General features: G+C 76.1%; 11 protein-coding genes. 3 read left to right on the top strand and 8 right to left on the bottom strand.

Translation table 11 applies throughout. From position 1 onward, the window contains the following. Positions 1–13 precede the first annotated feature (13 nt). The 8 genes from ACL02T_RS04395 to ACL02T_RS04360 form a co-directional block, all read right to left on the bottom strand. Positions 14–892, bottom strand: a complete 879-nt coding sequence (locus ACL02T_RS04395; protein ID WP_412829366.1) for a branched-chain amino acid ABC transporter permease — start codon at positions 890–892, stop codon at positions 14–16. Next, the gene (locus tag ACL02T_RS04390) at positions 889–1,710 is read right to left on the bottom strand and encodes an ABC transporter ATP-binding protein (protein WP_412829365.1); all 822 of its coding nucleotides are present in this window, start codon (positions 1,708–1,710) and stop codon (positions 889–891) included. The genes ACL02T_RS04395 and ACL02T_RS04390 overlap by 4 nt, the downstream gene beginning before the upstream one ends. Further along, complete coding sequence (locus ACL02T_RS04385; RefSeq protein WP_412829364.1) at positions 1,707–2,516, bottom strand: ABC transporter ATP-binding protein; 810 nt, start codon at positions 2,514–2,516, stop codon at positions 1,707–1,709. Before ACL02T_RS04385 ends, ACL02T_RS04390 begins: the two co-directional genes overlap by 4 nt. 156 nt (positions 2,517–2,672) lie before the next feature. After that, positions 2,673–3,278: a response regulator gene (locus tag ACL02T_RS04380; RefSeq protein WP_412829744.1), complete on the bottom strand. Its 606-nt coding sequence runs from the start codon at positions 3,276–3,278 to the stop codon at positions 2,673–2,675. Between the two features lie 14 nt (positions 3,279–3,292). After that, the gene (locus ACL02T_RS04375) at positions 3,293–4,606 is read right to left on the bottom strand and encodes a GAF domain-containing sensor histidine kinase (RefSeq protein ID WP_412829363.1); all 1,314 of its coding nucleotides are present in this window, start codon (positions 4,604–4,606) and stop codon (positions 3,293–3,295) included. A 75-nt stretch (positions 4,607–4,681) separates the two neighbouring features. Continuing rightward, complete coding sequence (locus ACL02T_RS04370; protein WP_412829362.1) at positions 4,682–5,026, bottom strand: PspC domain-containing protein; 345 nt, start codon at positions 5,024–5,026, stop codon at positions 4,682–4,684. A 75-nt stretch (positions 5,027–5,101) separates the two neighbouring features. After that, a complete protein-coding gene (locus ACL02T_RS04365; RefSeq protein WP_412829361.1) occupies positions 5,102–5,320 on the bottom strand; it encodes a hypothetical protein in 219 nt (72 codons plus the stop codon). A gap of 113 nt (positions 5,321–5,433) precedes the next feature. Next, a complete protein-coding gene (locus ACL02T_RS04360; RefSeq protein WP_412829360.1) occupies positions 5,434–7,104 on the bottom strand; it encodes a DNA repair helicase XPB in 1,671 nt (556 codons plus the stop codon). A 538-nt stretch (positions 7,105–7,642) separates the two neighbouring features. On the opposite strand from ACL02T_RS04360, the gene ACL02T_RS04355 reads away from it, so the two are divergent. The 3 genes from ACL02T_RS04355 (at position 7,643) to ACL02T_RS04345 (ending at position 14,825) form a co-directional block, all read left to right on the top strand. Beyond that, positions 7,643–13,561 carry a nitrate- and nitrite sensing domain-containing protein gene (locus tag ACL02T_RS04355; protein WP_412829359.1) on the top strand — a complete coding sequence of 1,973 codons (5,919 nt, stop codon included), beginning with the start codon at positions 7,643–7,645 and terminating at the stop codon, positions 13,559–13,561. Between the two features lie 67 nt (positions 13,562–13,628). Continuing rightward, positions 13,629–14,051 carry a roadblock/LC7 domain-containing protein gene (locus tag ACL02T_RS04350; RefSeq protein ID WP_412829358.1) on the top strand — a complete coding sequence of 141 codons (423 nt, stop codon included), beginning with the start codon at positions 13,629–13,631 and terminating at the stop codon, positions 14,049–14,051. A 75-nt stretch (positions 14,052–14,126) separates the two neighbouring features. Further along, complete coding sequence (locus tag ACL02T_RS04345) at positions 14,127–14,825, top strand: DUF742 domain-containing protein (RefSeq protein ID WP_412829357.1); 699 nt, start codon at positions 14,127–14,129, stop codon at positions 14,823–14,825. Positions 14,826–14,834: the final 9 nt, after the last annotated feature.

Raw genomic sequence — 14,834 nt, 5'->3', positions numbered from 1 at the left:
CCGCACGCTCCGCTCAGACACGACTCAGCTCCCTCGTCCCGAACAGCCCGCTCGGTTTGATGACCAGGACCAGCAGCATCACCAGGAACACCGCGCTTTTGGAGAACTCGAACGAGACGTACTGGGCGGACAGCGCCTCCGTCAGCCCCACGATCAGCCCGCCGACGACAGCACCGACGGTGGAATCGAGCCCGCCGAGGATCGCGGCGGGGAAGGCGATCAGCGCGATCGCGTGCGTGCCCCGGCCCAACCCGGCCCCCGAGAAGTCCTGGGTGGCCATGAACAGCACCGCCACCCCGGCCAGCGCCCCGGCGAGCAGCCAGGCCGTGGCGGTCACCCGCGAGCTGCGGATCCCCATCAGCGCGGCGGCCTCGCGGTTCTCCGCCTGGGCCCGCATCGCCACACCCCAGGACGAGAAGCGGAAGGCCAGGAAGAAGGCCGTGATCAGCACGATCCCGACGACGAGTGCCACCAGTTGGGTCCGGAAGACCGTCAGGCCCCCGAACTGCAGGGGCTGGGCGTCGTAGGGGTCGCCGATGAAGGGGATGTCCGCCCGCAGCCGCCGGACGATCTCCTCGGTGATGATCACGTCGACCCCGATCGTGAGCAGCGCCAGGCTGTTGACGTCGGCGTTGCGCGCGTGGGCGATCAGCAGCCGTTCGATCAGCAGCGCGGCCAGCGCCGCCGAGACGATCCCGAGCGCGGCCGCACCCACCCAGCCGAGGGCGTCCTTGGTGGCGTAGACGAGGTAGCCACCGATGAGCACGAGCGAACCGTGCGCGAAGTTCACCACCTCGGTCGCCTTGAAGATCACGACGAAGCCCAGCGCGAGCAGCGCGTAGACCGCGCCCTTGCCGAGCCCGTTGAGCACGAGCTGCAGGAACGTGTTCACTCCGGCTCCTCCCCGCCCGTCCCGAGGTACGCGCGGACCACCTCGGGGTCGGCCTGGACCTCGGCCGGCGGGCCGTCGGCGATCAGCCGCCCGAAGTCGAGGACGCTCACCCGGTCCGCGATTCCCATCACCAACCCCATGTCGTGCTCGACGAGCAGCACCGAGATCCCCAGCGCCTCCCGCAGGTCGCGGATCGTCACGCCCATCTCGGCGGTCTCGGTCGCGTTGAGTCCGGCCGCCGGCTCGTCGAGCAGCAGCAGGGTCGGCTCGACGGCGAGCGCGCGGGCGATGTCGACCCGCTTGGCGACGCCGTAGGGCAGGGCACCGACCGGGACGTCGAGCCGGTCGGCGATGCCGAGGAAGGCGCAGATCTCCTCGACCCGCGCGACGTGGCGGCGCTCGGTGCGCACGGTCCGCGGCAGGCGCAGTCCGCCGCTGAGGAAGCCGCCGCGGGTGAGCGCATGCCGCCCGAGCAGGACGTTGTCCCGCACCGTGCTGCCGGGTGAGAGCGCGATGTTCTGGAAGGACCGGCCGACGCCGAGGGCCGCCATCCGGTGCGGCGAGGTGCCGGTGAGATCGGTGTCCCCCAGCCGGACCCGGCCGGACGTCGGCCGGTAGAGGCCGCTGATCACGTTGAAGCAGCTGGACTTGCCCGCACCGTTCGGGCCGATCAGGGCGTGCACCGTGCCGGGCCGCACGGTGAAGGTCACCTCGGACAGGGCGGTGATCCCGCCGAACCGGAGCGTGACGTCGTCGACGTCCAGGGGGCGGACCTCCTCCCGGACCTCGGGGAGGGCGGCGTCGGACACGGCGCTCATCCGGCCCACCTCGACAGCGTGCGGCGCGGGCGGTGGGCCAGCGCCTCGGCCTGCTCGGCCTCGGCCCGCTCGGTGGACTCGGCGTGCCCGCCCAGGTAGAGGCGCTGGACGTCGTCGCTCGCGGCGAGCTCCGCGGCCGTGCCCGTCAGCGCGATCCGGCCGACCTCGAGCACGGCGGCGTGGTCGGCGGCCTCGAGCGCCATCGTGGCGTTCTGCTCGACGAGGACGACCGCGGTGCCCTGCGCGTGGATCTCGGAGATGATCCGGGCGATCCGACCCACCATCTGCGGGGCGAGGCCGAGCGACGGCTCGTCGAGCAGCAGCAGCTCGGGCCCGGACATCAGCGCCCGCCCGATGGCGAGCATCTGCTGCTCCCCGCCGGAGAGCAGGCCCGCCCGCTGCGAGGCCCGCTCGGCCAGCACCGGGAAGAGTTCGGCCACCCGCTCCCGGGCTGCCGTGCGCACCGCCGCGGACCGGGCCCCCAGGCCGCCGGCCCGCAGGTTGTCCTCGACCGTCATCCGGGCGAAGACCTGGCGGCCCTCCGGCACCGCGACCACGCCCCGCCGCACCACCTCCGCCGGGTCCAGCCGGTCGAGTCGCTCGTCGCGCAAGCGGATCTCGCCGGCGGTGATCCCACCGCCGTGCAGCCCGAGCGTGCCCGACACCGCCCGCAGCAGGGTCGACTTCCCGGCGCCGTTGCCGCCCAGCACCGCCAGCACGCTGTCCGCGCCGACCTCGAGGTCCACCTCGTCGAGGGCCCCCACCGATCGCCCGTAGCGCACCGACAGCCCGCGCACGCTCAGCACCCGTCGCACCGCCTCCCCCGGCCGCCGTGGCCGGACGGCGCACATCGTGGTGCCGATCACAGGGCGCGCCACACCCCCAGGTGGAGAGGTTCGGACGATCAGGACGAGACGCTCACACAGGGTGCGCAAGCGGCGGCGGTCCTCACCGGCGCAGGACTAGAGCAGGCCCGCTTCGCTGGCCTTGCCGATCGCCTCCACGCGGTTGCGGGCCCCGAGCTTGTGCAGCGCGGACTGCAGGTAGGTCTTCACGGTGTTGCGGGTCAGCCCGGTGGCCTCGGCGATCTCCGGGTTCGTCCGGCCCTGGGCGGCCAGCCGCAGCACTTCGTACTCGCGGCGGGTCAGGCCCGTGCGTTCCAGGGCCGACGCCGCGGCGTCGGACGCGGGGACCATGCGCGGGTCCAGCACCCGCTCCCCGCGCAGCACCGCGCGCAGGGCGGTGACGAGATCGGTGGCCGCCGCGTCCTTGACCAGGCAGCCGTGGGCGCCGGCGTCGAGCGCGGCGCGGATCCCGTGGTGGTCCCCGTGCGCGGTGAACACCACGACCCGGACCGCCGGGCACACCTCCCGCAGCCCGACGACGACCTCGGGCGCCAGCATGTCCGGCAGCCGGAGATCGAGGAGCACCAGGTCGGGACGGAGCTCGCGGGCGCGGTCGAGCGCGGTGCGCCCGGACTCGGCGGAGCCGACCACGGCCAGCGACGGCTCACCGCGGAGCAGCAGCGCGACGCCGTCGCGCACCACGGGATGATCGTCGACGACCATCACGCGGGCGACGCTCACGGAGCAACCGGGGGTACGGGAGCCGCGGGCAGCGCGACCCGCAGGGTGGTACCCCCGTCCTCGTCGTGGATCAGCCCGACGCGCCCGCCGAGCCGCTCCGCGCGGGCCGCGAGCATCCGCACGCCCAGCCCGGTGCCGGCCGGTCCGCTCCCCCCGGAACCGCTTGCCCCAGGACCGCTCACCTCCGGGCCGCTTCCCCCAGGGCCGCTCCCGACAGGGCCGCTCCCGACAGGGCCGCTCCCGACAGGGCCGCTCCCGACAGGGCGGCCCTCGGTGGGCCCGCTCCGGGCCGGGCCCGCCGGTCCGCCGTCGTCGGCCACGGCGAGCTGGACGCCGCCCGCGTCGTCGGGCGCGAGGCTCACGATCACGGTCGTGGCACCGGCGTGCTTCTCGGCGTTGAGCAGCCCCTCCCGCGCCACGGCGACGAGGATCGCGGTGCGCTCGGCGTCGAGCGGCGAGACCGGGCCGAGCTGGACGAAGCGGCAGGTCACGCCGGTGCGGGACTGGAAGCTGCGGCAGTGCTCGGCCAGCTCGACGGGCAGCGCGCGCTCGGGTGAGCTCTCCGCCAACGCGAGCAGGGCCTCCCGCAGGGCGCGGGAGGCCTCCGAGACGTCGGCCTCGATCCGGGTGAGCCGCCCGGCGAGGGTGGGATTGTCCGGCAGGTCGGCGCGCAGGTCGCGGACCTGGGCGCCGATCGAGAACAGCATCGCGCCGACCGAGTCGTGCAGCGAGGCCTGCATCCGCCGGCGCTCAGCGGCGACGGCCCCGTCGACGTTGGCCGCGGCGGCGTCGGCCAGCCGCAGGGTCGGCACCGCCTTGTCGGCGGCCCGGCGCAGTGCGTCGACGGCGGCGTCGCCGAAGGTCCCCGGGCCGTGCAGCCCGGCGTAGGCGATCGCGATCGGGCAGTCCCGATCCAGGACCGGGATCGCGACCAGCGCGCCGAGGGCCTCCCGCCGGACCCGCTCGTCGTAGTCGTGGGTGATCGTCGGGGCGGTGACGTAGTCCCGCACCCGGACCGGCTCGCGGAGCGCGAGGGCCCGGCCGCCCACACCCCGTCCGACGTCGACCGCGAGGTCCTGCAGGGCGTCCGTGCGCGTGCCGTCCGTCCAGCGGATCACGGTGCCACCGCCCGGCACGCGCTCGCCGAGGAAGCCGGTGTCGGCTCCCGCGGCCTCGCGGATCAGCCGGGCGGTGCCCCGCAGGGCGAGGACCCGGTCCAGGACGGACAGCAGGCCCTCGCGCTCGGCGAGCAGCAGGTCGAGCAGGTGCCGCCGCTCGGCGGCCCGCTCGGTCGCGGGGTTCGGTCGCACGCGCGGACGATGACACAGAACCGGTGAGCTGCGACACACCCACCTGCAGAGGGTGCGCCGGGCAGGCCCTCGGACTCACTCCTCGGGCGCGAGGATCCAGGCCGCGAGGTAGAGGACGACGCCGACGCCGACGCCGAGCACGGTCAGCGCGACGAGCGCGATCCGGACGACGCCCGCGTCGATCCCGAGGCTCTCGGCGAGCCCGCCGCAGACGCCGGCGAGCATCCGGTCGCGGCGGCTGCGGTGCAGCCGGAAGGGCTTCTGCGGCCGGCCGGGGGCGACGGTGCCGGCCGGGGTGCCGGTGGCGGTGCCGGCCGGGGTGCCGGTGCCGGGCGCGTTGCCGGTGCCGGTGCCGGACGCGGAGCCGGTGCCGTCCGGGGTGTCGGTGACGGTGGCGGTGGGGATGGTCTGCTCTTCCATGTCCACGAGCCTGCCCGCGGGGAGGGCCCGTCACCTCGGGGTCGGACCCGGACCCCTCCCGGAGCCCGACCCGGATCAGTGCCGGGGTCGGCGGGGCTCCGGGGTCCGGGGCACACGCCCGCCGGTGTGCGGCCAGGACGGGTCCTGTTCGGGCGCCGGTGCCGGGCGGGGCAAGGGGTCCTCGGGCACCTGCCGGTCCCGCTGCCGCACCATCCGCCCGACGAGCACCGCGACGACGAGGGCGACGGCCACCCAGGCCAGCACCCCGACGACGATCCACCCGACGACGGACATCCTCGGCTCCCTGTCACGGTCGTGCCACCGAGTGTCCACCACCTGGCCTGTCGGCGCACGGGCGGAACGGGTGAGCCGGCACCCCCGTCCGTGGACCGCCGGTCACGCTCCGGTCAACCCACCTCGGGCAGCGCGGGACCGAGCAGGTCGTCCGCGTCCACGATCCGGTAGGCGTACCCCTGCTCCGCCAGGAACCGCTGACGGTGCGCGGCGTAGTCCGTGTCCAGCGTGTCCCGCGACACGACCGAGTAGAAGTGCGCCTGCCGGCCGTCGCCCTTCGGTCGGAGCAACCGGCCCAGCCGCTGCGCCTCCTCCTGGCGGGACCCGAAGGTGCCCGAGACCTGCACGGCCACGGTGGCCTCCGGCAGGTCGATCGAGAAGTTGGCCACCTTGCTGACGACGAGGCGCGTGAGCTCGCCGGCGCGGAAGGCGTCGAACAGTGCCTCGCGCTCCTTGTTCTTCGTGGAGCCCTGGATCACCGGACAGTCCAGCACCTCGCCGAGCTCGTCGAGCTGGTCGAGGTACGCGCCGATCACCAGGGTCGGCTCGTCGGGGTGCCGGTCCAGAATGGCCTTGACGACGGGCAGCTTGGTGCGGGCGGTCGACGCCATCCGGTACCGCTCCTCGGCCTCGGCCGTGGCGTAGCCGAGCCGCTCGCTCTCGGTGAGCGTGACCCGGACCTCGGTGCACTCGGCGGGCGCGATCCAGCCCTGCTGCTCGATGTCACGCCACGGGGCGTCGTAGCGCTTGGGGCCGATCAGGGAGAACACGTCCCCCTCCCGGCCGTCCTCGCGGACCAGCGTCGCGGTCAGGCCGAGCCGGCGGCGGGACTGCAGGTTAGCCGTCATCCGGAAGACGGGCGCGGGCAGCAGGTGCACCTCGTCGTAGACGACCAGGCCCCAGTCCCGGGAGTCGAACAGCTCCAGGTGCTTGTACTCGCCCTTCGACCTGCGGGTGATCACCTGGTAGGTGGCTATGGTGACCGGGCGGATCTCCTTCTTCTCACCCGAGTACTCGCCGATCTCGTCCTCGGTGAGACTGGTGCGAGCCACCAGCTCGCGCTTCCACTGCCGACCCGACACGGTGTTGGTGACCAGGATGAGCGTGGTGGCGCCGGCCCGGGCCATCGCCGCCGCGCCGACCAGCGTCTTCCCCGCCCCGCAGGGCAGGACGACGACACCGGAGCCACCGTCCCAGAACCCGTCGACGGCCTGCGCCTGGTAGTCCCGCAGGGTCCAGCCGTCCTGGACCAGCTCGATCGGGTGCGCCTCGCCGTCGACGTAGCCGGCCAGGTCCTCGGCCGGCCAACCCACCTTGAGCAGCATCTGCTTGAGGTGTCCGCGCTCGGAGGGGTGGACGACGACGGTGTCGTCGTCGATCCGGGCCCCCAGCATCGGGGCGATCTTCTTCTGCCGCAGCACCTCCTCCAGGACCGCACGGTCCAGCGCCGTCATCACGAGGCCGTGGGCGGGGTGGTTGGACAGCTGCAGCCGCCCGTAGCGGCCCATGGTGTCGACCACGTCGACCAGCAGCGGCTGCGGGACCGCGTAGCGGGAGAAGCGGACCAGCGCGTCGACGACCTGCTCGGCGTCGTGCCCGGCTGCGCGGGCGTTCCACAGCGCGAGCGGGGTGACGCGGTAGGTGTGCACGTGCTCGGGGGCGCGCTCCAGCTCGGCGAAGGGGGCGATCGCCATCCGGGCGTCACCCGCCGCGGGGTGGTCGACCTCCAGCAGCAGCGTCTTGTCGGACTGGACGATGAGCGGTCCTGGCGACGAGTCGGTCACTCGCGGGTCCCTTCGGGGGTGTCGATCCGTGCACGGCCCGCCACTCGTCGTGAGCCGGGCGGCATCCCACGAACGGTGAGCGGTCGGAGGCGGCGCCACCCGTTCGGGGGTGTGGACGAGTCGCTCGTCCGGGGCGGGCGTTCCGCCACCTCCGGCTATGCTGGCCGGGCACTGTCCGCAGTACGTACGTGTGCCCCGACGATCCTATCCACGGTTCGCGGCGGGCGGCCTCCCCAGCGGCCGCGTGTCGCGAAACCCACTGCACGAGAAGCGGACCGGCGGTGTCCCGAGCCCGGCCACGGCCGGGTCGGGGCGCGCGCCCGGCCCTCGACCGGAAGGCCCGAACGATCACCGCCCCGCTCCCCGGCTGCTCCCCCGCACCGCCCCCGGCCTCGCCGAACACGCGTGCGAGCCGCTCGGCCACTGGCCGCAACCGGCGGGCACCTCGGCTCCGCCAGGTGCCCGTGGGGCGCGAATCGTCGGGTCGCCGTGTCAAGGTCGGTCAGGTCGTCGCGAGCCACATCAGGGAGACGTTGACGTGACCAGCACCGAACGCCACCCCGCGTGGTCGGAGCGGCTGAACCCCCGCAACTGGAGCCTGGCCGCCAAGCTGGTGGCCGTGGGCCTGGTGCCCACCCTGCTGGCCCTGGTGTTGGGCGTGTTGCGCATCTCCGACCAGGCCGGGGTGGCCGAGCAGCTGGGCCGGGACAACCGCCTGCTCGAGATCCGGCAGGGCGTGGCCGCCACGGCACAGGCCCTGCAGGCCGAGCGGAACAGCGCGGTGCTGTTCGTCGCCGGTGGGCGCACGGGCGACCGCGGCGCGCTCGACCGGGCCGCCGCGGACACGGACGCCCGGCTCGGCGAGGTGCGGACCGCGCTGGACGACCCCGCGCTGCTCGACGCGGGTGCCACCACGGCGCTCCAGCAGGCCGAGGGCGGGTTCACCCAGCTCCCCGTGCTGCGCACCGACGTGGCGGGCTCCGCGGCCACGGTGGACGAGGTCACCGACCGCTACACCTCCGTGGTGCAGCGGACGACCGTGCTGGAGCGGGCCCTGATCCGGCAGGGGGAGACGAGCTACGCGGGCGGGCTGGGGGACGCGCTCACCGCGACCGGCCGGGCCCGCGAGGCGCTGGCCCTCCAGCACACGGTGCTCGCGGGGTCGATCGCCGCAGGGCGGCTGAGCGAGCAGGACAAGATCCTCGTCACCGGCGCCGCCGCGGCCTACGCCGCCGCCTACGCCGACTACCAGGTGGGCCTCACCCCGGAGCAGCTCGCGCGCCACGGCGCCTTCGCCACGGACGGGGCCAACGTCGAGCTCGAGCGGCTGCGCGCGCAGCTGATGGCCACCCCCACCGACCGTCCGCTGACGGCGGACCCGGCGGCGTGGGACGCGGCCTACCGGCAGGCCGTCGAGGTCGTCGACCGCGCCGCCTCGGGCGTCGCCGGCGAGCTGACCGCCACGAGCGCGCAGGCCCAGGAGGACGCGAGCAACAAGGCGGGCGTCAACTCCGTGCTCCTCATGCTGGGCGTGCTGCTCGGCATCGCGATCATCGTGCTGCTCGCCCGCAGCCTGATCCGCTCGCTGCGGGTGCTGCGGCGCTCCGCCCTGGACGTCGCCGAGCGCCGACTGCCGCAGGCCGTCGACAGCATGCGCGCCGGCCAGCCGCTCAACGCGATGGTCGAGCCGGTGCCGCTCGCAGGGCGGGACGAGGTCGGCCAGGTGGCCCGCGCGTTCGACGCCGTGCACGGGCAGGCCATCCGCCTCGCCGCCGACCAGGCCGCGCTGCAGGCGAACGTGTCGAACATGTTCGTCAACCTCTCCCGCCGCTCGCAGGCGCTGGTCGAGCGCCAGCTGCAGCTGATCGAGCAGCTGGAGAGCAACGAGCAGGACCCGGACCAGCTGTCGAACCTGTTCCAGCTGGACCACCTCGCCACCCGGATGCGGCGCAACAGCGAGAACCTGCTGGTCCTCGCCGGCACCGACCTCGCGAAGCGCAACGTCGCCCCGGTTCCGGTGATCGACGTCCTCCGTGCCGCGGTGTCCGAGATCGAGCAGTACCAGCGCGTCGTCGTGCAGCCGCCGCCCGTGGCGACGGTCGCGGGCCGCGCCGCGAGCGACCTCGTCCACCTCCTGGCCGAGCTGCTCGACAACGCCACCAACTTCTCCCCGCCGGACTCGCAGGTCGTCATGAGCACGACCCGCGCGGGCGACGGCTCGCTGGTCGTCGAGATCGCCGACCGCGGCGTCGGCATGGCCGAGCACGAGCTCGCCGAGGCCAACCAGCGCCTCGCCTCCCCCGCCGCGGTCGACGTCTCCGCCTCGCGCCGGATGGGCCTGTTCGTGGTCGGCCGCCTCGCCCACCGGCACGGGCTGGGCATCCACCTCGGCGGCGGCATGACGGACGGCTCCGGCGGGCTCACCGCCTCCGTCACCGTGCCCGCCGTGCTGGTCCCGTCGGCCCAGCCGGTCGACCGGCAGCCGGTCCGCGCCGCGGCCGCGCCGGCCGTCCCCGCCGGGCAGGGCGCCTCTGCCTTCGCCGGGGGCCCCGCCGCGCCGGGCACCGGCAGCGTGCCCGCGCCGCGGCCGGGCGGCAACGGCTCCGGCCCGCCGCCGTCGCTCTCGTCGCTGGTCGCGGGAGACGACGGACCCATGAACCCCGCGCCCGCCCTCGGCGGCGGGCGTCCGCCGGCGCCGCCGATCAACGGCAAGGGCCTGCCGCAGCGCCGGTCCGGTTCGGTCCCGCCACCGGACGGCTCCCGCCCGGACGCGGACTTCGACGCCTTCGGCACGGGCGCGGCGGCCCCCGTCGAGCGACCCGACGAGCACACGGACCCGCAGCCGTCGGACGAGGGCGCGCAGCGGGACCAGGAGACCGGCCGGGCGGCCGACCCCGACCTCCGGGACGGACGCGAGGTCCCCGGGACCCGACCGGCCGGCCCCGAGCGTGGGCCCTGGCCGGTGGAGAGCCTGCGGCGGCCGCCGAACGGCTCGACCGTCCACCGGCCGACCAACGGCGTGGCCTTCCGCGGCGAACGGCCGGGCACCCCGGGCACCGGTGAGGAGCCCCCGGCGCTGCCCAAGCGCACGCCACGCGGCGGCGCGCCGACCGACGGAGCAGGACCGACCGACGGGGCAGGACCGACCGACGGGGCAGGACCGACCGACGGGGCAGCGCCGACCCACGAGGCAGGAAGGCGGGAGCAGGACAGGCCGGCGACCTCGCCGAGCGAGGGAGTGGCGCCCGGGCCGGACGGTTCCGGACGGGAGGGTGCCGGGCAAGACGGCGCCGGACAGGACGACCCGCAGCGGACCGGCCCGGAGCGGCCGGGCGAGAAGCTCGGCCGTGGCGTCGCCGCGGCCGGCGCCGCGCTGGCCGGAGCGGCGGCGGGCCTCGCCGGTGCGGCGGGCCTGCGCAAGTCCGACACGGGCGACACGGGCGACGCGGGTGACACCACCTCCGTACGGGCCGACGGCGCACGCGATGCCCAGCAGGGCGAGCACACCGCGCCGGCCGGTCCGACGTCGAGCGATGCCGACACCCCTGCCACAGGTACCTCCGCGACGTCCGGGGCCCGATCCGCGAGCGCCGGCGGGCGGACCGCGGCGGGCACCCCGGGCGGGGACGGCGGGTCCGGTGGCGCCTCCGACGCCACGACGGACGAGGTGGACGAGCCGGCCACCAGCCGCCTCCCGATCGTCGGCTCCGGCACCGCACGGGCCGGTCACCCGCCCTCGGGCGCCGACGACGCGGCGACGACGGTGCCGTCGGCCGAGGCGCCGGGCTCGGCCCGTCCGGCCGCGCCGAACGCGTACCGCCCCGGCACCCAGCAGGGCAGTGTGCGCACCCCCGGCCCGAACGGCCGGCCCCTCGCCCGTCCCGCGCCGACCGGTCCCGGGACCGCCCGCACGGACGCGACCGGCGACGCCGACGCCACCGCCGACCCGTCCGCGGGTTCGAGGTCGACCGAGAAGTCCTCGGGCGCCTCCGACAGCACGCCGCCGTCGGGCACGACCGCCTCCACCCCCACAGCGGGCCGCGAGGCCGAGCGCGCCCCCACCCGGGCCCGCTCGGCCGAGAGCACGTCGAGCACCGCACCCCGGGGCACCGCGACCTCCGGCACCTCCGAGACCACCGGGGCCGAGGGCACCGATGTCAAGGGCACCGACGTCAAGGGCACCGACGTCAGGGGCACCGACGTCAGGGGCACCGACGTCAGGGGCACCGACGTCAGGGGCACCGACGTCAGGGGCACCGACGTCAGGGGCACCGACGTCAGGGGCACCGACGTCAGGGGCACCGGCGTTCGGGGCACCGGAGCCGACGACACGACGACCGAGCGCACTGCGACGGAGCGCACCGGGTCGGAGCCGACCGGTCCGGAGCGCACCACGCCGGAGAGCGCTGGAGCCGGGGACCGCCCCGCTGCCGACCGCACGGGCCGCACCGGCACCGCCGCGTTCGCGGGCGCGGCGGGGATCCGCTCCGGGCGGACCGACGAGACCGGCACGGGCACGCACGCCGCGGACCCCTCCCCCGGCGCGTCCGCCGCCACCTCGGCGTCGAACACACCGGACGCGACCGCGGCGGACGCGCCCGCCGCAGGCTCGACCACACCGCGCTCGACCACACCGCGCTCGACCACAGCGGGTGACGGCGCCGCGGACAGCCCGGACCCGGACAGGGCCGAGCGCTCGGACGTCGCGGACACCTCCACCCCCGCACCGGCTGCTCCGGAGCGGGCCAACGGCGCGGGTAGGCCCGCCACTCCGGGAATCCCCGACGGCACCGGCCCGGCCGAACCCCTCCCGCCGACCGTGGCGGGTCTGCCGCGCCGCACCCCGGGCGTCAACGGCGCCCGGCGGCCCGGCGGGCCGCCGTCGGCGCTGCCGCGGCGCGACCAGGAGCCGGAGGCCCGGCCGGAACGCCCCGCTGCGCCAGCCCCGCAGGGCGCCGGCGAGGGGACCCCGCAGGACACCGCGCAGGGCACCGGCCTGCCGCGCCGCACACCCGCCCCGACCCCGGACGACGGGCCGGCCGACCAGGCCGCCGGCGCACCGGCCGCGGGCGTCGAGGGCTCGCAGGGCCTGCCCCGGCGCATCCCGGGTGCCGCCGCTGGCGCCGACGGCCGCCCGACGACCCGTCCGACGGGTCCGGCGGGTCTGCCCCAGCGCCGGCCCGGCCGACCGACGTCGGCCTCGGCAGCGGGCACCGAGGCTTTGTTCTCGGCCTCGACGCCCGCGGTCACGAGCAGCACGGGCCAGCTGCGCCGCCCTGGCGGGTTCGAGTCGCGGAAGCCCTCATCCCTTCGCGGCGGTGCCGACGGCGCCGGATCGGGTGCCCCGGATGCCCCGATCGCCACGGGGACCTCGGCCGCCCCGTTCACCCCCGGCGCCCATCAGCCCGGCGGCCCCACCGGAGCATCGGTCGGCGACACCGGCGCAGGCCGCGACCCGGCAGCCCCGAACCCGGCAGCCCCGACCCGTTCGGCCTCCGATCCGGCGTCCGACGGCCCGGCGTCCGAGAGCCCGACGACCGGGAGCCCGACGACCGGGAGCCCGACGACCGCCACCCCAGCGGCGGGTGGCCCGGCGAGCCGCACCGAGCCCGCCGGGGGTCGGACGCCGGCGGAGGCCCCGGGCCCCTACCGCAACGGCGGCGCCGTCGCCTACGGGACGGGCACGCCGACGAGTACCCCGGGCTCACCCACCGGCGGGACCTCCGGCCTGCCACAGCGGCGCCCGAGCCCCGGTTCCCGGCCCGCCGGCCCGGGTGTCCCGGAGGCCGGCACCCCGGCCCCGGCCGCCCCGCCCCCCGGCACCCCGGGCACCCCGGCCCCGCCCCCCGGCACTCCGGCTCCCGCGGCCTCGGGCCCCGGCACCCCCACCGGTGCTCCGGACGAGCCCGCCGACGGCCCGTCCCGGTTCGACCTCGGCCACACCACGCCGATCTTCGAGGAGATCGCGTCGGCCTGGTTCCGCTCGAACCGTTCCGTCCCCGTCCGCTGGACGGACGACCAGGGCACCGAGGGGATCCCGGGCGCGGCGGGCACGGGGGCCGGGCCGGACCCGGCCGATCCGCTCCGCTCCCCGGAGCGCCCGGCCGGCACCGACTCCGGGTTCGCCACCGTTGCCGACGAGGGCTGGCGGGTCGCCGACGCGACCGCGGCCGCCACGGCCGCCGAGTCCGAGCGCGGCGGCAGCGAGACCACGGAGGCCGGGCTGCCGAAACGCAGGCCCCGCGCGCGGCTCGTCCCGGGCAGCGCGGCAGGATCCGCGGTGTTGGCTCCGCCCTCGGGGCCGGCCCGCAACGCCGAGGCCATCCGTGGCCGTCTGGCGAGCTACCAGCAGGGCGTCCGGCAGGGCCGGGAGAGCCGGCTGCGCCGCCAGTCCGCGGCGGACGGGACCGGGACCGGGCAGGCCCGGAGCACGACCGAGCAGGACGAGGAGAAGTGATGATCGGGCAGGAGGCCGCACCGGCGGCCATCGGCACCGGCCCGACCGACGTCGAGGAGGCCGCGGCGTGACCGCACCACAGACCCAGCCCAGCCGGTTCGGATGGCTGGTCACCAACTTCGCGGAGAAGGTCCCCGGGGTCGCACACGCGATCGTGGTCTCCGCCGACGGGCTGCTGCTCACGGCGTCGGACCGGCTCCCACGGGACCGCGCCGACCAGCTGGCCGCCGTGGCCTCCGGACTGGTCAGCCTGACCCAGGGCGCAGCCCGCTGCTTCGACGCCGGCGGCGTGGTGCAGACCGTCGTGGAGATGGACCGCGGGATCGTCCTGCTCATGTCCATCAGCGACGGCTCGTGCCTGGCCGTGCTCGCCTCGCCGAGCTGTGACATCGGCCTGATCGGCTACGAGATGACGCTGCTGGTCGACCGGGTCGGCCAGCTGCTCACCCCGGAGCTGCGGGCCGAGCTGCAGGGCTCCTTCGGGCACTGACGCGGCACGACGCCCACGAGTCGATCCCATGTCCATCCGTCGAACGAACGACCGGCACGAGGCAGGTGAGCTTTCATGACCAGCGGTCCCGACGACGCACCGCGTCAGCAGGAGCCGACGTTCGCCGACGTGATGAACGGGTTCGGTCTCGACTCGGGGCGCCCACGCCGACGTCGCCGGTGGGGCCGGCGGCGCGACGACGAGGCCCCGCCGCAGGCGTCGCCGACGCAGGCGTCGCCGCAGGAGGCCGTGCCGCAGGCCCCGCAGCCGCCGGGGTACCCGTCCGCGCCGCCCCCCGGTCCCGGCCCCAACGAGGTGGCCTACTCGTGGGGCGCCCAGGGGGACGCCGGGTTCGCCGGCTCGGGCTACGGCGGGTACCAGACGGGTCCCATCGAACCGGTCCGGGACGAGCCGCTCCCGCCCGCCGTCCCGACCGGGGCGTCGGCGGTGCGGCCCTACGCCTGGACCCGCGGCCGGACCAAGTCCGGCTTCGACCTCGCGATCGAGACGCTGGTCTCGACCAGCTCGCAGGGCCGCGAGCAGCTCGCGATGCTGCAGGTGGAGCACCGCTCCGTCGCGGACCTGTGCGACCGGCCCCGTTCGGTCGCCGAGGTCGCCGCGCTGCTGTCGATCCCGCTCGGCGTCGCCCGGGTGCTGCTCGGCGACATGGCCGGGCTGGGCGTGGTGACCGTGCACCAGACCGCGAGCAGTTCCGGCAACGAGCCGGACCTCGCACTCATGGAAAGGGTGTTGAGTGGACTCCGTCGGCTCTAGTTACCCCGT

It is taken from the genome of Pseudonocardia oceanicola, from assembly GCF_047200735.1.
Taxonomy (GTDB): domain Bacteria; phylum Actinomycetota; class Actinomycetes; order Mycobacteriales; family Pseudonocardiaceae; genus Pseudonocardia.
This window is presented reverse-complemented; position numbering and strand designations above follow the sequence as displayed.

What these genes read in the sequence shown, in the direction of transcription:
- ACL02T_RS04390 (WP_412829365.1), bottom strand. Translation starts at nt 1,710, where the DNA reads ATGAGCGCCGTGTCCGACGCCGCCCTCCCCGAGGTCCGGGAGGAGGTC.
- ACL02T_RS04380 (WP_412829744.1), bottom strand. Translation starts at nt 3,278, where the DNA reads ATGGTCGTCGACGATCATCCCGTGGTGCGCGACGGCGTCGCGCTGCTG.
- ACL02T_RS04370 (WP_412829362.1), bottom strand. Translation starts at nt 5,026, where the DNA reads ATGGAAGAGCAGACCATCCCCACCGCCACCGTCACCGACACCCCGGAC.
- ACL02T_RS04365 (WP_412829361.1), bottom strand. Translation starts at nt 5,320, where the DNA reads ATGTCCGTCGTCGGGTGGATCGTCGTCGGGGTGCTGGCCTGGGTGGCC.
- ACL02T_RS04345 (WP_412829357.1), top strand. Translation starts at nt 14,127, where the DNA reads ATGACCAGCGGTCCCGACGACGCACCGCGTCAGCAGGAGCCGACGTTC.